The organism is Aminobacter sp. AP02, from assembly GCF_003148805.1.
Taxonomy (GTDB): Bacteria; Pseudomonadota; Alphaproteobacteria; order Rhizobiales; family Rhizobiaceae; genus Aminobacter.
The window spans coordinates 90,017-108,121 of record NZ_QGGX01000006.1; the positions used below are offsets into that span (position 1 = coordinate 90,017).

Consider the following 18,105-nt stretch of genomic DNA (forward strand, 5'->3'; position numbering starts at 1 on the left):
TCCTAGCGAACAGCTTGCGCTATTGCGGCTGGGCCGCGCAAGGCGAAGCGGCGGGCGCCGCAGCGCACGGCGATGCCGCCGCACATGGCGCCATGGCTGCACATGGCGCGGGCGCTGCCGAACAAGGCGAAGCGGCTGCGCAGGGTGCCATCGCCGCGCAGGGTGCGGACGCTGCCGAGCATGGAGACGCAGCCGCACAAGGTGCCGAAGCGGCGCATGGCGACGCTGCCGAGCACGGTGACGCGGCCGCACATGGCGCGGCAGAACAAGGCGTAGCCGGTGCGCTGGCGGCAGGCACGGGATCAGGGGCAGCAAAGCGATAATGATCGACAGCAACAGCCGATGTGGCGGCAAGGAAGGCCGTACCGAAGAGAAGTGTGTTACGCGTGCTCATTTCGTCTTGAACCCATCGAGGCCGAACAATGGACGCAACGCGACCCCACCGAGACTGCCAAGGAATGCCGAGGCAAACCACAGCCAGCCATGCACGCTGCCCGAGGCGATACCAGAAAACAGCGCGCCCACATTGCAGCCGAAGGACAGCCGCGCGCCGTAGCCCATCAAGACACCGCCGATAGCGGCAGCCACGAACGAGGCGAACGGCACCTTGACCTTGGGCGCGAACTTGCCGGCGAGGCCTGCGGCCAGTGCTGCACCCAGGATGATGCCGAAATTCATCACCGAGGTAACATCGGCGAGCACGCTGGAGCCGAGCGCCTTTGCCGGTCCGGGCCAGTTCCAGAAGGCCCAGGTTTCGACCGGCACACCGACTGCCTGCGCAACCTTGGCGCCCCACAAGCCGAAACCGAAGGTTACCGACCAGGGATGGCCAGCGGTCAGAAGCGTGGCGATGTTCAGCCCGGCCAGCGCGAGCCCCGCGCCGACCAGCGGCCAAGGACCCTGCAGCAGCCGGGAAAGCCCCTTGCGCGGCGAAGGCGTCGCCTTCTCGAGACCGCCATGGGCGCGGCGCTCGACAAGCGCGGTTGCGGCCGCAACTGCCCCCAGCGCCACGAGCGTGACGATGACTCCACCCGGCACGCCGAGCGTCTTGCCCAGGCTGATCTCGGGCAGTGATGGCATCGCCAGCCACCATGGCAGATGTGCCGTGCCTATGACGGCGCCCAAGATGAAGAAAACGAGTGTTACCACCATGCGCGAACTGCCACCACCGACGGTGAACAATGTGCCCGAACCGCAGCCGCCGCCAAGTTGCATGCCCAGGCCGAACATCGCAGCACCCACGAGCACCGACATACCGACCGGCGCGAAGGCACCGACCAGTGCCTGGCCATTGGCGCTGCCCAGCGCCAGGAGCGGAATGAAGATCACCGAAGCAGCCGCAATCATCAGCATCTGCGCACGGATCGCGTTGCCGCGCCTTTCGACGACGAACCGCCGCCAGCCGCCCGTGAAGCCGAAGGATGCGTGGTAGAGCGTCAGGCCCAACAGGCCGCCAATGACGAACAATAGCGCCTGGCGAGGGCTGATCGCATCGCCTATGGCAAGCGCTCCAAGCAAAAGCGCCAGCACCACGAAGATGACGGGGCCCTTGTCGAGATTTACCGGCGCGGCAGGCGCCGGGACGATTGCGGTAGTCTGAGTCATTTCAATTCAGTCGTGTTTGGCTGTGAAGAGACATCGCCCGTTCAACGAAAGATGTCCAGGATCGCTCCTGGACATCTTTATGCCGGACTCGCGCGCGTTGGCGATCAGGAACCGGGCTGTACCGGACGTGCCGGATCGGCGGCCCACTCGGCCATCGAACCATCATACATCTTGGTGTTCTTGTTGCCTTCGACCTCGCTCAGGCCGAACCAGACCACCGATGCCCAGTGACCCGTGTTGCAGAAGGCGATGTTCTTCTCGTCAGTGCCAAGACCCACGCCCTTGGAGAGGGCTGCCACGGCGTCCTTGGAGGCGAAGGATGCCTTGTCGGCGTCGTAAAGCTTGGTGTTTTCGAGATTGGCGGCGCCCGGAATGGTGCCAGGAGCACGAACAACCGGGCTCTTGGCCTCTCCGCGGAACTGCGCTGCCGGACGGCCATCAATGAGCTTGGTGCCCTCGGCGCGCGCCTTTTCAACGTCCGCAGTGGTCGCCAGCAGTTCGGTCTTGAGCTTACTGTTGAAAACAGCTGCCAAGGGCTTGGCGGCTTCGGTCGAAATCTCGCCGCCAGCCGCTTCCCAAGCGCGCTCGCCGCCGTTGAGGATCGACACGGCGTCATGGCCGAGAACCTTGAACGTCCAATAGACTCGTGTCGCGGCGCCAAACTCGGATGAGTCGGTGCCATTCGGTACGATCACGACATGGCTGTCATTGCTGACGCCGAATGCACCGATGGTCTTTGCGATCTGGTCGACAGGCGGCAGCATTCCAGGCACGCCGTTCACCTCGGCACGCCAGCCAGCGGTCGAATAGGGCGCACTGACCGCGCCTGGCACATGCCCCTTCGCATACGGGTTGTTTCCATCCTTGGCGGCGTCGCGAACGTCGAGAACCACAAGGCTCTTGTTGCCGAGATTGGACTTCAGCCAAGCGGCGTCGACCAGCGGCTGGTCGGTCAGGCGCTCAGCCTGGGCGCCCGTTGCCAAGGCAAGGCCGGCAGTAATTGCTGCGGCAAACAGAGAAAAACGCATCGGACAACTCCAGGAAAAAGATTCTAATGACAGGCATTGCCCACATATATAATCCGACCAAGATCGGCGGACACGGCAAGTCAGCCCTAATTTGGCGCCGCATGCGAAATGAAATACACAGAACCGTCAATCCTGTGGAACATCATTCCCCGCTTGAGGCGCGACACCCACATTCAGAATAAAGAATATAACCACTTCACAAACCGGCCCTTTGCGACGATTTTCTTATCGAAGCCGCAGTGCCGATGATTTGGGCCGCAGCAAAAAAGGCTCATGAGGGGACAAAGGCATGCGTGTGCTCAAGGCGATGGCCGCAGCGATGTTCGGCGCGGTTTTCGCCGTCTCCGTCGCTTTCGCCGATACGCCGACAGACACCCTCGTCGTTGCCGATGCCATCGACGATGTAATGACGCTCGACCCGGGCCAGGTTGGCGAGGTCGGCGGCGTGCTCACCAGCAGCCAGATCTACCAGTCGCTGGTCAGCTTCGACGTCAACGATCCCACCAGGATCATCGGGGTGCTCGCCGAGAGCTGGACGATTTCACCCGACGGCAAGACCTTCACCTTCAAGATGAACCCCAAAGCCCGCTTTGCCTCAGGCAATCGTGTGACCGCGTGGGACGCCGAATTCTCGCTCAGGCGGGTGGTTCACCTGAAATCGCGCTCGGCCTTCATCATCGGCCAGTTCGGCTTTTCGCCGGACAATGTCGACGACCGTATAAGAGCTCTCGACGACCAGACCCTGGTCATCGAGATCGCCGACACCTACGCGCCAAGCTTCCTGTTTTACTGCCTGTCGTCCTATATCGGCGCCATCGTCGACAGCAAGATCGTCAAGGCGCACGAAGCCGAAGGCGACTATGGCAATAGCTGGCTGAAATCGGACAATTCGGCAGGCTCCGGGCCATTTCAGCTCGTCAAATGGCGGGCCAAAGAGTCGATCCTGCTGAAGCGTAACGAAAACTACTGGGGAACGGCACCCAAGATCGACAGCATATTGATCCGCCATGTCGCCGAAAGCGCGGAGCAGCGCAGGTTACTCGAGGCTGGTGAAGTCGACATCGCCAATAGGCTGGGGCCTAACGATTTCGACGGCATCGCCACCAACCCGAAACTGAGCATCGTCAACGCCCGGTCTGGCAGCATCTACTACATGGGGCTGAACGTCCGGAACCAGTACCTGGCCAATCCCAAGGTGGTCGAAGCGATGAAATACCTGGTCGACTACCAGGGCATCGTCGACACGATATCGCGCGGCACCATGGAAGTGCACCAGACGCTCGTGCCCAGCGGCTTTCTTGGCGCCATCGCCTACAAGCCATTCACCTTCGACGTCGAAAAGGCCAAGGCATTGCTGGCCGAAGGCGGCGTGACCGGAGAGTTCTCGCTCGACATGGTGGTGTGGGACACCTTGCCCTTTACAGATTTCGCCAAGGCGATCCAGGCGTCCATGGCGCAGGCGGATGTGCACCTCAATCTGCAGATCGTCGACGGCCGGGAATGGCTCGACCGCTACCGCAACCACGACCTCGATATATGGCTCGGCCTATGGGGACCGGATTATCCCGACCCGCACTCCAACGCCAAGGCCTTCGCCGTCAACAAGCAGGATGCGCCTGACGGCTCGGACAGCCTTGCCGACCGGTTCGGCTGGAACGCGGGCAAGCTGTCGCCGTATGCCATGGCGGCCGTGCGCGAACAGGACACAGGCAAGCGCAAGGCTATGTATGAAGCGATCCAGAAGGTGCATACCGACACCTCCCCGTTCATCTTGATGTTTCAGGAAGTCCGCAAGGTCGGCGTCAGCGCCCGCATCAGGGGCCTCGTCATGGGCACGACCTTCTCCGATGACCGGTATCAGGCGATTTCGAAATAACCCGGAAAGCAACCGTTCCAACGCTCACCGGGCGGCAACCAATCTGGATGCCACCCGGCTCCTTCGCCCCCACCCAACTTATCGCGACGAAGACTAGCCGCCTGCTCCACCGGCACCGCCGCCAGAACCACCGCCTGCTCCACCAGAGCCGCCACCAGCGCCACCGCCTGATCCACCAGAGCCGCCGCCAGTGCCGCCGCCGTTGCCGCCATTGCCGCCACTGGAGTTGCTGCCTCCACCACCGCCGGTGCCCCCACCGGTGCCACCTCCATCGCCGCCATTGCCGCCGCCGGAGTTGCTGCCGCCGCCGCCGCCGGTGCCGCCACCGGCACCGCCTCCATTACCGCCATTGCCGCCGCCGGAGCTGCCGCCACCACCACCGCCGGTGCCGCCGCCGTCGCCACCATTGCCGCCACCGGAGCCGCCACCCCCACCGCCAGCCGAAGTGCCTCCGACGCTGCCACCACCTCCAGTGGAGCCGCCGCCAGCACCACCGCTGGAGCCACCAGTGGTGCCCCCAGCACTAGCGGTGCCACCGGAACCGCCAGATCGGCCAGCGCTAGCATTGCGATCGCTACCATTGCGCCCATTGCCGCCATTGTGGTCGCTGCCAGCCAGCACCGATGAGATCAACGAGGTGGTTATCGGCGGACATTGCGCCAACTGCTCGGACGACAGGATGCTGCGGCGGTTGATCGCAATGCAGCAAAGCTCGTAGTTACCTTGACTGAGAGGCTGACATTGTGCGGCCGTCATCCGTGGGCGGATGTTGTTTTGGGCCGACGCCGGGGCGCTCAAGCCGATGGCCGCAAATGTCGAAGATACGAGCAGAATCGCTCTGATCCCGCTTACGCGGGTTGGGTACGTCGTCATTTCTTCCTCCTGAGGGAAAAAATGCGTCCGTCCCCAAACTGACGCTATGGACATGTTCCCACGATTGGAAACATTTCGCTAACCATACACGCTTTTCAAATCGGTTAGTAGTTACCCGCAAGAGGGTGATTCGCGCGTACCTCATACGCGGTATCTTCAGTCACCCATTGTGGGAGGGCGGCAACATCTTGCCCGCCGATCACGATCCCATCCAGCCGGTGAGACGCTTATCGAAGCGCGTCGCGCGCTCAATGTGGAAACCCGTTTTCCTCAACGATTTTCCAGATTTCCCGATTGATGTCCCTGATGGCTTCGATCGAGGCTCCGATCCTATGCATCTCGTTGTCGTCGAGTTCCTCGTTCTTGCCGTAGCGCACCGCATCCTTGCTGTCGAAGATGCGCATGAGCTGGGTGCTGGCGCGCGTGCCGGTCTCGTCGAACGAGTAGATGCAGTGACTGTATTTGTTGCGCAGCTTGCCCTGATGCGTCAGTTGATCAGCCACCGACAGCACCGAGTCCCGGCAGGACTGGGGCGTCTTGGCCATCTTGGCCAACCGCTCGACGAGGTCGAGCCTGGCGCGCGTCGTGTTCAGCGTCAGGAAGATGATGATCGCGGTTTCCTTGTCGACCTTGGCCAGGCCGGCAATCAGATAGATGAGAAGGCTCTCCGTGTTGGTCCAGGTGTAATTGAGCTGGCCGACGGTGAGCAGGACATCCTGGAAGCGGGGCATTTCCGTCTCATGCCAACGGCATTTGGGCCGGACGGGCGGCCGGGGTGCTCACGCTACGTTCGCTGACCGCCTCCCGTCGCCGGTGAAATATAGCGGCGGCTTCGGTGCGATTGTGTGCACCAAGCTTTGTGATGATGTTGTGCAGGTGGATCTTGACGGTATGCTCCGAGAGCCCAAGGGCAGCGGCGATGAGCTTGTTTTGCAGGCCCCGTGCTACCATGCCCAAAATCTGCAGTTCGCGATCGGTCAGCTCGTCGAAATCGTCGGTATCGCCTTCCTGCAGAATGCTTGTCTTGACCGGCTCGCTGAGCTCGGTCGCAACCGCTCCCCACTTTTGCCCCATGATTGGCTCGAACAGCGACAGGGGGAAATACTCCCCGCCACGCAGAACCAGCCTGACCACGGAAAGCCAGACGTCGAGCTTGAGATTCATTGGCAGAACGCCGCGCACGTTTCGCACCGAGACCACATCGCGGACCGAGACTTGCTGCTGCCCGTCCTCCTGGATGAGCATGATCTGGGCTCCCGGGTGCATCTGCTGAAGCTGCTCGGAATGTCCGGCAACCGCCGGCAACTGCCCCGCTTCGAGCAGGATCAGCGCCACCGGCCAGTTGAGCCGCCCGCAGGCCTCCGTCAAAGTCGGCACCTGGGCAACTACGACCCATGGGAATTCCCGCTCCATCGCAAAGACCAGGCTTTCCGAGACGAAGTCGTCGGGAGCAACGATCAGCAATGTCTTGCAGGCTTTCTGCGCGGAGCCATCTGCTCCGAGAGCGCGGCGCGCGCTGGGATTTGCCACTCGATACATGAGGTCTCCCGCCCAATACTCGCAAACTTGCGATATTCCCCACTAGCCGCATCATGGGGTTGCCTATTCCGTAACCATACACCTGCCGCCAACGGTTCGGTATAAGCAAGACGGGCTATGGAGAGCAGCAACTTAGTCCTCTTGGGGGAGTTTTACCTCCACGTTCGAGCTAGCGCTCTCGAACTGGGCGCTTTCGCCCGGCACCATCCTACGAGCTATTGGTGCCGCCCAACCCGGCCTCGCGAAAGATTTTCCGCACGCCACTCGCATTCGCAAATGCTTCTGATTTCCATCTACATGTTGTCTCTCTAATATTTCACCCGCAGCCAGCGCTGGTATATCTAGATCATCGCCACCAATGCTCGGCACCATCCGCCAAACAGCCTAGCGCGAACTGTTAGCTTACAATTTTCAAGCCGCAGCGAGAGACTTTGCCGGTTTCGTCAGTATGGCGTGGCGCATCCGGGGCTTCAGCATTGGACATCCGTGACCGTTCTCAGGCGCATGATGTTCACGAAATTGTGAAGAATCCGAACGTCATCCCACGCTGCCAGCCATACGCAGCAAGGGAGGTAGTCAACCATCCAGACACGATGCGGGATCTTCAGCCACCAGTCCCCTGGGCGTGATGATCCAAACAATCCAAGCAAATGAAAATTGGCTAAGCGTCCGCGTGAGCCCAAGACCGTGTGAAAGATGAAGACGGTCCAGCTATCGCGGTCCCAACCGAGGACAAGACGATGTCTGATCGCAACACGAACGGTATGAACGCGTTTGGCATGCAATTCCCAGGGCATGAGTACGACCCTGGCAACACCGAGAACACGAACGAAAACAACAACGAAAACAACAACGATTCCGACAACAAGAACGAGAACGAAAACAAGAACGACTCCGATAACAAGAACGAAAACGAAAATAAGTCTGAGAACGAGAATAAGAACGAGAGTGAAAACAAGAACGAAAACGAGAACAAATCCGAGAACGAAAACAAGAATGAATCTGAAAACAAGAATGTAAACGAAAATAAGAATGAGACCAAAGTTGACGTCAATGTTGACGTGAAGGTCGATCTGAAGGCCGAGGGCCTCAGCGATCCCTTCGCGGACATCAACACCAATGGTGGCGACATCAATGACCTGATGTTCACCAAGGACGGCAATATCACCTATGATCCAGGCGACGACATAAGCTTCAAGGACGTCCTGAATGATTCGTTGACCGGCGACGGCAACAACAACGTTCAGTTCATCAACCAAGTCGCCAATATGGAGGACAACGACAAGCTCGACAACGCGACCGTCTCTAACAATGCCCCATTCACCCTGGACCTCGACGCCAAGGGCGGTTTCGCTTCTTCTGGCGATGGCATTAGCACCGGTGGTGGCGGCGGCAGTGGCGGCGACGCCAAGTCCGAAGCTGGTGATGGCGGTAATGGCGGCGATGCCCATGGTGGCAAGGCCGATGGCGGCGACGGCACCGGTGGCAACGCTTTGAGCGCAGCACTTGGCGGCGACGCCAAGGGCGACACCAAGGCTGACGGCGGCGACAGCACTGGCGGCGACGGCAAGAACGATGCCGAAGGCGGCAAGGGCGACGGCGGCGATGGCGGTCGCGGTGGCGACGGCACGGGCGTGGGCCTCGGCCTCGGCCTCGGCTTGGGTGTTGGACTGGGCGCCGGCCTCGGCGGCGACGGCTCGGCCGACAGCGACACCAAGTCCGAAACCGGCGATGCCAAGGCCGACAGCGGTGATGCCGATGGGCAATCCGGCGACGGCGGAAACGGCTCGTCCGGTGGCGATAGCGGCGATTCAGACGCTGGCAACGCTAGTGGCGATGCGGGCGACGGCATCGATGCGTTCGTGCCAATCCTGCCGATTCTCAATTTCGGCGCAGGCGGCGACGCCAATGGTGATGGCGGCGATTCCGGCGACACCGGCAATGCCGGCAACGGCGGCGGCGGCGGCGGGACTGGATCATCCGATGCAGCATCTGGCGCAGCTGATGCGGCCAGTGGCGCAGCCAATGCACTTGGCGGCGCGGTCGATGCGACTGGCGGCGCGGGCACCGGCACCGGCTCCGGCTCCGGCACGGGCTCCGGCACGGGCTCTGGCGCTGGTAACGGCGGCGGCGGCGGCGGCGGCGGCGATGGCACCGGCGGCGCAGCGACCAATGGCGATGCAACTGGCGGCGCGAGCTACGGCGGACTGGCCGGAGCATGGGGCGGCGACGGTGGACATGCCTTGAGCGGCGCGTGGGCTGACGGTACCGGCGGCGGCGCCGTGGGCGGCCTGGCAATGGGCGGAGCCGGCGGCTTCGGCGGCGCAGGTGGCCTGGCCATGGGCGGCGCTGGCGGCGCAGGCGGCGACGGCGGCATGTGGGGTTCGAACAATGGCGACGACGGTTATGTCACCGGCACGAGCACGGCACATTCCGACGCCACGATCGACACCAGTGCCTTCAACCAGCAGATCGTGATGGGCGCAAACCTGCAAGGCAACACGGTCGACATGACTGTGGTGGGTGGCGATTATCATCACACGCTGGCAGGTGAAGACGGCACCGACCACAGCACACTGTAGAGGCACCCCCCTCGGCCTCGTCGACACGAGGTCAAGCCAACTGGACTGCGCGGCGTCCCCGCGCAGTCCTTCCCGGCCGGTGGGGCCCCTCTAACGGCCTCACCGCGCCTGAACTCCGGGCGGAGGCGATATCATGTATTCCGCATATTTCGGCAAGGTCACCGAGGCGATTGTCCATTTCGCCGGATTGTTCGCAACAGCGGACGAAGAAGCACGCCTAAAGCAGGCCTATGACGAATTCCGGGCCACCCACAAGGCAGACGACAAGCAACCTGAACACTCGACATATACCATCAAGATCGATGCCTCCCACCAGTTCGAGGACTTCGATCCATACGTGCCATATAAGCCCCTGAAACCGGGCATCGAAATGGCGACGGTGCTGCCATATGTCCATTTGGCGCCGCAAGATATTCCCATTCCCGATGGCCCACTCCTTTCCCCTCCGGACCATAACTTCCCGCACGCGTTCATCCCCGGATGGTCGATCAGCCATGAGGTGGATGTCCACCTGCCGGAGCTCGACCCACCGGGTTCTGTGGCCATTTTCATCAACCAGGAAATCCGCCTCTCCGACAACGACTATGTCAGCGTAGGTGGCAGCGGGTTGAAATTCACACCGCCTCCGGTCGACGACAGCCAGATGGAAGCGCTGCATCAGGCCGCCGCCAACATCAACCCGATCGACGATCTGACGCTCCCGGGCACGCCCCAGGAGATGGCGCAGTTCGTGACCACGGCGGTCGCAAGGCTCGAAAGCTTCAGCGCGGACGGCCACGGCGACGCGGACATCTTCACGACCAAGGGCACGACCATCGAGGGCACTTACCTGAACGGCAAGCTCATCGACGAGGCCGACACGCCCAAGATGGAAGACTACGTCGACTATCTCAAGGACAAGGACACTACGGTAGAAGGTCCGAATGGTCCGCTCAACATGAGCGTAGCACCAGACTCTAGCGACTTCATGCATGGCTGGGGCGTCGGAACAACCAGTCCGAGCGTCAACATCTCAACCGGCGACAACACCGTCATCAACTCTGCCGTGGTGGTCAACGACTGGGCTTCCGCCAGCGTCATGGCCGTCATCGGCGACCACATTTCGGTCAACGCGATCGTCCAGATCAACGCCACATCCGACATCGACAGCATCGGCGCAGCGATCAGCGGCTGGCCTTTCGACCCTGGTCAGACCGCGGATCAAAGCTTCAACATCGCGATGTTCAAGCACATCGACCCGACCGCCGATCAGGCACCGGCAGAAGCCGCCCCGGACTTCCCCTCGTACTACGTGGTGACGCAAATCACCGGCGATCTGATCATGATGAACTGGATCAACCAGTTCAGCTTCGTGACCGACAACGACGTCGTTCTCGCGGCATCGTCGGGCGTACAGACTTATGTGTCGACCGGCGACAACACAGGCTTCAACGCCGTCGATCTCACTGAACTCGGTCACAATTACGACCTCATCATAATTGGCGGCAATGTCTACGACGCCAGCATCATACAGCAGTTCAACCTTCTGATAGACAATGACACGATTGGAGCCGTCTCAGGCTTTGAAACGACTGGCCAGGGCTCGGTCTCGACCGCGGGCAATCTGACCTGGAACCAGGCAAGCATCATCACTGTCGGCACCGGCCAGTACCAGGCGCTGCCCGATGCCTACAAGCAGGCAAACGACGATCTCTCCGCCGGCAAGAAGGACTTGCCGGATTCGATCCTCCAGGATCCTGCATTCGCGGGCTCTGGCCTGCTGCGCGTGCTCTACATTTCTGGCGACATCTACAATCTGCAATACCTCAATCAAGCGACAATCATGGGCGACAGCGACCAGATAGCTCTCGCCATGAACAAGATCGCTCCGGATCCGAATGCCGACTGGACCATCGCCACGGGTGGCAATCAGTTGGTCAACCACGCGACCATCGTCGACGTCGATGGCGCCAACAAGATTTACGTCGGCGGCGACCACTACTCCGATGAAATCCTGATCCAGGCCAATCTCGTTTCGAGCGCCCCTGATATGGGAGCCCAGAACCCCGACATCCTCGTCAACGAGGCCGTGGCCTTCCTGACCGACAGTACCGGAGACACAGGCAGCGCGCCGCACGTCAACGACCATATCACGCCACAGCCCGCCGATTCCGCATCGGCCGACGTCATGCAGCACATGCTGGGCTAAGCCCTTCAGAGGAATACGACAACATGACTGACGACCGCGAGCAGGGTTGGAGCGTCTTCCACAATACGCCGGATGACGACGACTACCGGGAGGGCAGCCATGCCCGCCCGAAGCCGGTGCAGCCCAAACCTGCGCAGGACGTGAAATTGTCGACTGCCATGGCGTCTCAAGAAGAGGCACTCGACCGTCTTGAGCGTTACATCGACAACGTCATTGGCGAATTGCACGAGGCAGCCGACGACAAGACAAAAGCCGAGGCCGCCCCACCGCCAGATACCGTTGCAAAAGCCCTGCCAGCTACAGATACCGGCAAGGCGAGCGGGCACACACCACCTTCTGCCAAGCCACCAGTCGCCGAGCCTACCGTGATCCCTCCCGAGCGGAGGCCTTCGGCGCAAGGCAATTCCCATAACGCATCCCCGGCCGAAGTCCCGGCGGAGACGCCGCCTCAAGCAGCCCAAGCCCATCCGGCCCAACGCGAATTTCCAAAAGCTCCCGTCACTCCTCCCGCTCAGGGCGCGGCCCAAGCCCACCCGACAGCTGCCCAGCCAGCGCGCGAGGTGAAACCGGCGTCAGTGAATACCCCTCCTCCCGAGATGCGGGTTGCTGAGCCGCAAGCCAAGACCGAGATGAAGAGCAAGCCCGCCACGCCGGTCGGCAAGGTGATTGACGCCGACAACGGGCCGATCAAAGCCAAGGAAAAACTGCCTGACACCAACGGCCCGAACGGAGGCAACACCGACGGCGGTGGTGGAGGCGGCGGCGGTGGCGGTGGTGGCGGCGTCTTTCACAAGCGCCTGGGGCCAATCGACTTTTCCGCGTCGCTCAGGACCGGCCTCAAGGTCGTCAAGCGCAACCTGTTGATCGTCATGCTGTTCACCTTGGCCAGCAACATCCTGGTTCTGGCGATACCGCTTTATCTGTTCCAGATCTCCGACCGCGTGCTGACCAGCCGCTCGGTCGATACCCTGATCATGCTGACAATCGTGATTGTCGGCGCTGTGGTGCTGCAGACCATCTTCGACGCCATCCGTCGTCTGATCCTGATGCGCACGGCTGTCGAGGTCGCAGCTCAGCTTGGCGCGCCGATCCTCAGTGCCGCCGCCCGCGCGGCACTGCATTCGAACGGTCGCGAATACCAGACGCTGAGCGATCTCCAGCAACTTCGCTCCTTCCTGGTTTCAGGCACCTTGCTGACGCTGCTTGACGCGCCGCTGGCTCCACTGTTCGTGCTCGCCGTGTTCATGGTGCATCCGCATCTCGGCTTCATAGTCGTGACCACCTCACTGATCCTTTTGGTCATCACCATCATCAACCAGCGCTCGACCGAAGCGCCCTTCAGCGAAGCCAACTCGTTCCAGAGCAAGGCCAATCTGCACCTCGATTCGATGTCGCGGAACTCGCAGATCATCAACGCACTTGCGATGATCCCCGAAGCCGTCCGCATCTGGGGCAAGGACACGGCGAGTTCGCTGCGTGCCCAGGTCATCGCCCAAGATCGCAACATCGCATTTGCCTCGGCATCCAAGGCTACCCGCTTGCTCACGCAGATAGCCATGCTCGGTTGGGGCGCGCATCTGGCCCTCGACGGCCATCTCAGCGGCGGCATGGTGATTGCAGCGTCGATCATCGCCAGCCGTGCGCTTGGTCCGATCGAAGGCGCGATCGAGGGCTGGAACCAGGTCATCCAGTCGCGCGCCGCCTATGGCCGTATCGCTAGCCTGCTCCAGGCTTCGCCACTCAATTTCGAACGCCTGAACCTGCCGCGTCCGGAAGGGCGCCTGGATGTCGAACGCCTGCTGTTTGTGCCCCAAGGCACCAAGCGGGTCGTGTTGAACGGCATCACCTTCGCTCTGGCGCCGGGCGACTCCTTGGCCGTCATCGGCAACTCAGGCGCCGGCAAGACCACGCTCGGCAAGATGCTGGTCGGGTCCATCCTGCCGACGTCGGGCAACGTCCGCCTCGACCTGATGGACCTGCGTAATTGGGACCAGCGCCAATTCGGCGAGAACATCGGCTATCTGCCGCAGGACGTGCAGCTATTCCCCGCTTCGATCAAGGCCAACATCGCCCGCATGCGCGACGATGCCTCCGACGCCGAAATCTACGAGGCAGCCCAACTCGCCGACGTGCACGAGATGATCGCAACCCTGCCGCACGGCTACGAGACATTCGTGGCCGCCGACGGAGCCCCGCTTTCAGGCGGTCAAAAGCAGCGGATTGCACTTGCCCGAGCCTTCTTCGGCAACCCGCGCATGGTCGTGCTTGATGAGCCGAACTCAAATCTCGACGCGGCCGGCGACATAGCCCTTGCCCGCGCGCTCCAGCACGCCAAGGACAACAAGATCACCGTCATCACCATCACCCAGCGGCCGGCTTTGCTTCAGAACGTCGATAAGATCCTGCTGCTGGTCAACGGCACGGTGGCATTGTTCGGCGCGCGCCAGGACGTTCTTCAGGCTCTCGCTCAGCGTGGCCTCAGCATCGAAGGCGGTTCCTTCGGGCATCAGATTCAGTAGGCGGACACCGCAATGAGCGACACGTCAATTGTTAAGGTCCACGATCTCGAATGGTACGCAGATGTACCGCGCTCGATCAGCAAGCAGACCAAGGTCGGCCTGCTGCTCATCGCCATCACCTTCGGCGGCTTCGGCACCTGGGCGTTCACCGCCCCGCTTGCCGCAGCGATCATCGCGCAGGGTTCGTTCGTGGCTTCAGGGCAAAACAAGATCGTCCAGCACCTGGAAGGTGGCATCATCAAGGACCTTCTGGTCAGCGAGGGCGATCACGTCCGCTACGACCAGCCATTGATCCGCCTCGACGAGACAGCGGCAAAGGCGACCGAGCGACAATTGTTCCTGCGCCAGGTGCGCCTGGATGCCATCGCTGCGCGCCTGACTGCCGAAGTCACCCGCTCCCCCGAGATTTCGTATCCGAAGGACGTCACCGACAACATCGACGACCCCGAGATCAAGCCGATCGTCGATAGCCAGAAATTGAATTTCGAAGGCGCGCGCAACAAACTCCAAAGCGAGATCGGCTTGCTGCAACAAAACATCTCCGCCTTCCGCTTCCGTGCCGAGGGCTATCAGCAGCAGCACAACGCGGTCCAAAGACAACTGGAACTGATGAAGGAGGAGTACGCCGGCAAGAAGACCCTGGCCGACAAGGGCCTTCTCCGGGCGACCGAACTCAAGTCGATCCAGCGCGCCATGGCCGATGCCGAAGGCCAGATCGGCCGACTAGCAGCCGAAGTCTCTGAGACCGGCGCCGAGATCATCAAACTCGAACAGCAGATCCAGCAGGCGGAAGACGCCTACAAGCAGGCAGCACTCGACCAGCTACAGAACCTCGAGGGCGATCTGGATACCGTTCGCGAACAGCTCCGTCAGGCTCAAAGCGTGCTGAACCGGGTCACCATCAACGCGCCGGTGGCCGGCACCATCGTGCGCATGTACTACCATACCTCAGGGGGTGTCATCGAAAGCGGCAAGCCGATCCTGGAGATCCTGCCGTCCGAGGTGCCGCTCGTGATCGAAGCGCTCATTTCCCGCTCCGACATCGACAACGTTCGCGTGGGCCAGAGTGCGGCCGTGCGGCTTTCCGCCCTCAACCGGCGCACCACGCCGGTCCTCAATGGCCAAGTGATCTACGTCTCCGCCGATGCCCTGCCCGACAATTCGGGACCCGCACCGCGCGAAATCTACGTCGCCCGCATCAGCCTGCCAATGAGCGAGATCGCACGGGTACACGGTTTCACGCCGACGCCCGGCATGCCGGCCGAGGTCCTGGTTCAGACGGAAGAGCGGACCTTCTTCAGATATCTGACTAAGCCGATCGCAGACTCCATGTCGCGCGCATTCATGGAGCGGTGAGCAAGAACAAGGCCACAAGTTGGGGGAAACATGCAGATCGACGTCATCACCGATACAGGCAAACTCGAAGGTATCAGGGAAGATTGGGATCGGATCTATAACGAGGACCCTGAAGCCCAGTTCTTCCTGTCGTGGACATGGTTGTCGCGCCACCTTCGGCTTTATGACGGTACATGGTTTGTCCTTGCGGCGCGCGAGGACGGCCCCGGAACGCCTTATGTCGGGTTGATGCCTCTGCGCCTGCGCACGCGTATGGACACCAAGACGGGGCATTTCTTCAACGAAATCAACATGGCCGGCAATTATGCCGCCGACTATACAGGGGCCCTCTGCGTGCCGGCCTTGGCGCAGCAGACGATGCAGGCATTCGCCCGCCATATCCGCAACTTGGCCTGGACAAGAATTCATCTCGAAAACATGCGCATGTCGGACGAAAGGCTTTTGGCTTTCCTCGGCCAATTCCCGCGCGAAACACTGGCGTTGCGTGAGTTCTCCCGCGTCAACAAGGCCGACAATGTCGACAACTGCCGCTGCTTTGCCGCGACCTTGCCCGAAAGCTTCGACGCCTATCTCGACAATGTGCTGAGCACCAACACGCGCCAGAAGCTGCGCCGCTTCATGCGCAAGGTCGAAGCAGGCGAGTTACGCATCACTCATGTGGACACCGGCACGCTTGATCGCGACATCGACATGATGCTGCATTTCTGGCGTACGCGCTGGGGCGCGCGCAAAGGCGACCGGCTGCAGTCGATTCTTCGCCACAACAAGGTCGTGCTGCGAACCAGTTTCGAGACCGGTTCACTGTTCATGCCGGTGTTGTGGCAAGGTGACAGGCCACTCGGCGCGCTGGCCAGTTTCGTAGATCCGGTCAAAAGGGAGATGCTGTTTTACATCTCCGGTCGCGACGAGACCGCCACATCGATCCCGGTTGGGCTGATCCTCCACGGCCACAGCATCCAGCTTGCGATCGCGCGCGGCTTTGGCACCTACGACTTCCTGCGTGGCGACGAGCCCTACAAGTTTGCCTTTGGCGTTACCGAGAGCAAGATCCGATGCGCCATGATCTACACCAAGGACGGGCTCAACGTCGGCAACCGGCTTGATCCGCGAACGCTTGACGGGGTGTTCGCCGAGGTGACGCGTTTTCATGAAGGTGGCAAACTGGAGCATGCCGAAAACGGCTACCGCCAGATCCTCGACACCGACCCGCTGCATGGCAAGGCGCTTTACGGTCTTGGCCAGTTGGTTTCCGACAGGGGCGATCACCGCGAAGCAAGACAGCTTTTCAAGACATTGACGGGAGTTGCCCCCAGCGTAGCCAAGATCTGGTTCCGGCTCGGATTCTCAGCTCAGGCGCTGGATGATCACGCCGCCGCCGTCGAGGCGTTCCGTCGCACACTTGAGCTGGACCGCAACTTCAACGGGGCGAAATTCTCGATGGCCAAGAGTCTTGCCGAGCTTGACCGCGCCGAGGAGGCCATCGACACGCTCGAGGCGCTCGAGCGAGAGCTTGAGGCGCAAGGGCGCAGTGACGCGCTGGTTGTCAAGGCGGAGGCGCTGCTCACCCGGTTGAAACGGGAAACCCGGCCAAGCTACATCAGGCTCGACCCACAGCCCAAGTCGGCTGCACGCCAGCTGGTTACTGCCATTTAGGCTCTAGAAAATCTTACGCTCTCGCAAATCTACGGCACCAGGTTCATGCCTGCTGCCGTAGAAAATCCTCGAACTTGCGCATCTCATCGGTTCCGATACCGACCATGTGACTGCCGTCCGGATAAGCGCCGGTGGCAATGTCAGCCGCATACTCGCCGAACGCCGCAATGCGCTCCTGCTGGATGCGGTCGAACTCCGCCGCAAGATTGCGATAGACCTTGGCATGGCGCGGAAAATGCCCCCGGTTCACGCCAAGCACATCTTCGGCAAACAAATACTGGGCGTCGCAGCCAGCGCCTGCTCCCATCGAAATCATCACCAGCTGCGTTCGCTTGGATATGGCCGCTGCAACCTCTGCCGGCACGACTTCAATCTCTGCAGCAAATGCCCCGGCTTCTTCGAGGTCCTTGACCTGCTTCCAGACCAGCATCGCTGTTTCTACCGACTTCCCCACGGCGCGAAAGCCACCGGTCCAGGTCGAGTGTGTCGGGATCAACCCAACGTGGCCGCATACCGGGATGTGCTCGTCGCGCAGCCGACGGATCGTCTTGAGGCTCGCCGAGCAATATACAGCGTCAGCACTCGCAGCCTTGAGCTTGACTGCCGTGCGAAGGATCTCGCTCGTCGTCGCCCCCATCATCCCGTACTCGTCGCCAGGCACCGCAAAACAGGTCGGAGCCGCATCGCGAAAACGCTTGTCGAGCATCAGCCCGTAGGTCACCGACAACAGGTCGATACCTGCGCGCTCGGCTGCCTCGGCCTCCTCCAGCGTCGTTACCCTGAGTTTCGACAGCTGCCGTTTGCCTTTTAGCGCGCGCAAATCCGCGATCGTTGGCCTGTTGCGTGCCATCGTTCTTCCTTCGCTCAGGATTGTATCTTTGGTTGG

General features: G+C 61.3%; 13 protein-coding genes. 6 read left to right on the forward strand and 7 right to left on the reverse strand.

Annotated elements, in window-relative coordinates:
• Positions 1 to 2: 2 nt before the first annotated feature.
• From C8K44_RS09385 to C8K44_RS09395, 3 genes are all read right to left on the reverse strand, one after another.
• Positions 3 to 269, reverse strand: a complete 267-nt coding sequence (locus C8K44_RS09385; RefSeq protein WP_146203922.1) for a hypothetical protein — start codon at positions 267 to 269, stop codon at positions 3 to 5.
• A gap of 121 nt (positions 270 to 390) precedes the next feature.
• On the reverse strand, positions 391 to 1,605 hold the full coding sequence (locus C8K44_RS09390) for a YeeE/YedE family protein (RefSeq protein WP_109575517.1): 1,215 nt from the start codon (positions 1,603 to 1,605) through the stop codon (positions 391 to 393).
• A gap of 104 nt (positions 1,606 to 1,709) precedes the next feature.
• Positions 1,710 to 2,633: a sulfurtransferase gene (locus C8K44_RS09395; protein ID WP_109575518.1), complete on the reverse strand. Its 924-nt coding sequence runs from the start codon at positions 2,631 to 2,633 to the stop codon at positions 1,710 to 1,712.
• A gap of 289 nt (positions 2,634 to 2,922) precedes the next feature.
• Here C8K44_RS09395 and C8K44_RS09400 point away from each other — a divergent pair, with 289 nt between their 5' ends.
• Positions 2,923 to 4,509 carry an ABC transporter substrate-binding protein gene (locus tag C8K44_RS09400; RefSeq protein ID WP_109575519.1) on the forward strand — a complete coding sequence of 529 codons (1,587 nt, stop codon included), beginning with the start codon at positions 2,923 to 2,925 and terminating at the stop codon, positions 4,507 to 4,509.
• On the opposite strand, the gene C8K44_RS27490 is transcribed toward C8K44_RS09400, so the two are convergent.
• The 3 genes from C8K44_RS27490 to C8K44_RS09415 all read right to left on the reverse strand — a co-directional run bounded on the left by C8K44_RS27490 (position 4,491) and on the right by C8K44_RS09415 (position 6,921).
• A complete protein-coding gene (locus tag C8K44_RS27490; RefSeq protein ID WP_158282723.1) occupies positions 4,491 to 5,090 on the reverse strand; it encodes a hypothetical protein in 600 nt (199 codons plus the stop codon). The genes C8K44_RS09400 and C8K44_RS27490 overlap by 19 nt on opposite strands.
• Positions 5,091 to 5,630: 540 nt before the next feature.
• Positions 5,631 to 6,113 carry a hypothetical protein gene (locus tag C8K44_RS09410; RefSeq protein WP_109575520.1) on the reverse strand — a complete coding sequence of 161 codons (483 nt, stop codon included), beginning with the start codon at positions 6,111 to 6,113 and terminating at the stop codon, positions 5,631 to 5,633.
• A gap of 7 nt (positions 6,114 to 6,120) precedes the next feature.
• Positions 6,121 to 6,921 (reverse strand): response regulator transcription factor, encoded by an 801-nt coding sequence (locus C8K44_RS09415; RefSeq protein ID WP_109575521.1) that lies wholly within the window; start codon positions 6,919 to 6,921, stop codon positions 6,121 to 6,123.
• A gap of 740 nt (positions 6,922 to 7,661) precedes the next feature.
• On the opposite strand from C8K44_RS09415, the gene C8K44_RS28160 reads away from it, so the two are divergent.
• The 5 genes from C8K44_RS28160 to C8K44_RS09445 all read left to right on the forward strand — a co-directional run bounded on the left by C8K44_RS28160 (position 7,662) and on the right by C8K44_RS09445 (position 17,219).
• Complete coding sequence (locus tag C8K44_RS28160; protein WP_158282724.1) at positions 7,662 to 9,503, forward strand: hypothetical protein; 1,842 nt, start codon at positions 7,662 to 7,664, stop codon at positions 9,501 to 9,503.
• Between the two features lie 133 nt (positions 9,504 to 9,636).
• Complete coding sequence (locus C8K44_RS09430; RefSeq protein WP_109575523.1) at positions 9,637 to 11,691, forward strand: type I secretion protein; 2,055 nt, start codon at positions 9,637 to 9,639, stop codon at positions 11,689 to 11,691.
• 23 nt (positions 11,692 to 11,714) lie between these two features.
• Positions 11,715 to 14,210: a type I secretion system permease/ATPase gene (locus tag C8K44_RS09435; protein ID WP_109575524.1), complete on the forward strand. Its 2,496-nt coding sequence runs from the start codon at positions 11,715 to 11,717 to the stop codon at positions 14,208 to 14,210.
• Positions 14,211 to 14,222: 12 nt separating this feature from the next.
• The gene (locus C8K44_RS09440; RefSeq protein ID WP_109575525.1) at positions 14,223 to 15,566 is read left to right on the forward strand and encodes an HlyD family type I secretion periplasmic adaptor subunit; all 1,344 of its coding nucleotides are present in this window, start codon (positions 14,223 to 14,225) and stop codon (positions 15,564 to 15,566) included.
• A gap of 30 nt (positions 15,567 to 15,596) precedes the next feature.
• A complete protein-coding gene (locus C8K44_RS09445) occupies positions 15,597 to 17,219 on the forward strand; it encodes a GNAT family N-acetyltransferase (RefSeq protein ID WP_109575526.1) in 1,623 nt (540 codons plus the stop codon).
• A 43-nt stretch (positions 17,220 to 17,262) separates the two neighbouring features.
• On the opposite strand, the gene C8K44_RS09450 is transcribed toward C8K44_RS09445, so the two are convergent.
• On the reverse strand, positions 17,263 to 18,069 hold the full coding sequence (locus C8K44_RS09450) for a 3-methyl-2-oxobutanoate hydroxymethyltransferase (RefSeq protein WP_109575527.1): 807 nt from the start codon (positions 18,067 to 18,069) through the stop codon (positions 17,263 to 17,265).
• Positions 18,070 to 18,105: the final 36 nt, after the last annotated feature.